This is a genomic window from Microcystis sp. M53598_WE2 (assembly GCF_030067735.1).
Taxonomy (GTDB): domain Bacteria; phylum Cyanobacteriota; class Cyanobacteriia; order Cyanobacteriales; family Microcystaceae; genus Microcystis; species Microcystis aeruginosa.
In genome coordinates, this window is record NZ_JASJFE010000190.1 from 1 (window position 1) to 1,791 (window position 1,791).

A 1,791-nucleotide genomic window follows, 5' to 3' on the forward strand; every position below is an offset into this window, starting at 1 on the left:
ATCGGGGGCAAAATTCCTGGACTTTTTCCCTGAAAATTAGGTAATTGACCACCTGAAAATGGGTAAAACCCCACACCCCACACCCCACACCCCACACCCTACCCCCACGAAAAACTTTTTGCCGCAAACCCTACTTGAACAATCCGAGTCTCCCCAAAAGGAAAACTTCGTACCTCACCATTAAGATAACTGCTGTATTCAGTTTTCTTACCCAGTGTCCGTCAACTGGGAGGAATGCCGATAGCTGGTTAAAACCAGTAAGACAGGGCGGCGAGAGTAACTAAAGACTATTTTTTTGGTAAGATCAAAGCTAAACTAACCATCACGCCCTCTTGAGGAAAGATTTATTTATGAGCGATATAGGGTTTATTTTGACGATAATCAACAATTTCCTGCAAATTTACTCGGTAATCCTAATTGTTAGGGTTTTACTGACTTGGTTCCAAAATGCCGGTTGGGCCTATCAGATTATGTCTTTTCTCAGTCCGATTACCGATCCCTATTTAAACCTCTTTCGCTCGATTATCCCACCCCTAGGCGGGATGGACTTTTCCCCGATTCTCGCTTTTCTGCTGCTCAACGTTGTTCAGAGTGTCGTAGCCACAGGGGCCAGCAGTCTGGTCAGTAGCAGTTTCTAAATCCGAGGATCCACACTAGTGGTAAAACCGGAAGCTTTGAATTTTTCCAGTCGTAAGGGGGTTGGTTGATTGGTAGAAACAGAAATTCTGATCTCGAAATCACTAATCCCCGGCGGCACTTCTGGAATTGCCCCGACTCGGCTACGATTTTGTAAAGCCGGTTCCCCGTTAGCATCGTAAATCCGACCAAAAACATCGGCATCATAGACGGTTTTTCCAGAATTATTTTTAGCTTTGCCGGTGATTAAAAAACAATTAGCCGGAAAACTGGTTCCCCCACTGGTGACACTCCCCTCGGCTAATTCGGGGGGACAGTCTTTGTAAGATACATCTAATAGTTGAATTGGGGTCAAAGCTTGAGCAATAGGGATGATAAGCCAGCTAGACAGCCAGAAAAGAACAGAAAGGAGCAAAACGGTGAGCGAGCGTGGTGTCATAGATGAGTGATTTTACGGTATGATTTCCCCAATACTTAGATTATCGTGGATCGTCACCCTTTGAAATCAGCTTTTTTAGGACTCTCATGGGAATGGATTCCCACAGACGCTCCCGATAGTTGCGACGGGTTTACCTGTGAGGTAATAGGTGTAGGGCTAATTCATGAATTAGCCCTACAATAGGCGTTGTCAAATTGAAAGATGCTCCGAATCAGCACCGGAACTGAAATTACTTTGATAGCAAGGATTGCATTGCATCTTTACCTATTCTGATCTGACAACGCCGTAAATGAAAGTGAGGATGACTCCCATCCTGTTAGTTGCCGTATTCGCTTTCAAAACGGTGAAGAATGGGAAATACAAGGAATATATCAGTGGAATCGGCCTAATTGGCGTTTTCTGACCTGAAGGAAGATCACTGCTCGGTTATCGGCTAAAATTAAGAACTGTAAAGAAAACAGATAAATTTTATGGCCGCTAAAGTTGAGATCTATACTTGGAGTTCCTGTCCTTTCTGTATCCGCGCTAAAGCATTACTCAACAAAAAAGGGGTGGAGTTTACCGAATATTGTATCGATGATGATGAAGGAGCGCGAGCCAAAATGTCCGATCGAGCCAATGGTCGTACAAGTGTACCACAAATTTTTATAAACGATCAACACATCGGGGGCTGCGATGACATCTATGCTTTAGATAGAAGTGGTGGTTTAGCTCCC

3 protein-coding genes are annotated in these 1,791 nt (G+C 44.2%); 2 read left to right on the top strand and 1 reads right to left on the bottom strand.

What is annotated here, in order from left to right:
- Positions 1–350: 350 nt before the first annotated feature.
- Positions 351–638 (top strand): YggT family protein, encoded by a 288-nt coding sequence (locus tag PX636_RS04105; RefSeq protein ID WP_061430502.1) that lies wholly within the window; start codon positions 351–353, stop codon positions 636–638.
- On the opposite strand, the gene PX636_RS04110 is transcribed toward PX636_RS04105, so the two are convergent.
- Positions 635–1,075 carry a hypothetical protein gene (locus tag PX636_RS04110; RefSeq protein WP_288116294.1) on the bottom strand — a complete coding sequence of 147 codons (441 nt, stop codon included), beginning with the start codon at positions 1,073–1,075 and terminating at the stop codon, positions 635–637. The genes PX636_RS04105 and PX636_RS04110 overlap by 4 nt on opposite strands.
- A 470-nt stretch (positions 1,076–1,545) precedes the next feature.
- Between PX636_RS04110 and grxC the strand changes: the two genes are divergently transcribed.
- On the top strand, positions 1,546–1,791 hold a 246-nt coding region (gene grxC / locus PX636_RS04115; protein WP_288116295.1), incomplete at its 3' end, for a glutaredoxin 3.

What these genes read in the sequence shown, in the direction of transcription:
- PX636_RS04110 (WP_288116294.1), bottom strand. Translation starts at nt 1,075, where the DNA reads ATGACACCACGCTCGCTCACCGTTTTGCTCCTTTCTGTTCTTTTCTGG.
- PX636_RS04105 (WP_061430502.1), top strand. Translation starts at nt 351, where the DNA reads ATGAGCGATATAGGGTTTATTTTGACGATAATCAACAATTTCCTGCAA.